Source organism: Methylobacterium sp. CCH7-A2, from assembly GCF_001557075.1.
Classification (GTDB): domain Bacteria; phylum Pseudomonadota; class Alphaproteobacteria; order Rhizobiales; family Beijerinckiaceae; genus Allobosea; species Allobosea massiliensis.
On the sequence record NZ_LSKN01000114.1, the window covers coordinates 1 to 207 of the forward strand.

Here is a 207-nt window from a genome sequence, read left to right on the forward strand (position 1 = left end):
CCGCCGTAGTAGCCGCCATAGCCATAGCCTCCGCCGTAGTAGCCCCCGTGGCCACGTCCGTAATAGCCGCGCCCATAGCCGCCGCGATAAATCCCTGGATGGGCATACCCTCCACCGAAGCCCCGATGAGAAATGCCGCCACCGCGGAAGCCGCCGAATCCACCGCCCCGGAAGCCTCCGCCATGGAACCCTCCACCTCCACCGTGG

1 protein-coding gene is annotated in these 207 nt (G+C 67.1%); it reads right to left on the bottom strand.

Going from position 1 to position 207, the window contains the following annotated elements; genetic code table 11:
- A partial coding sequence (locus AX750_RS27055) for a hypothetical protein (RefSeq protein WP_210173038.1) occupies positions 1-207 on the bottom strand: 207 nt, incomplete at both ends.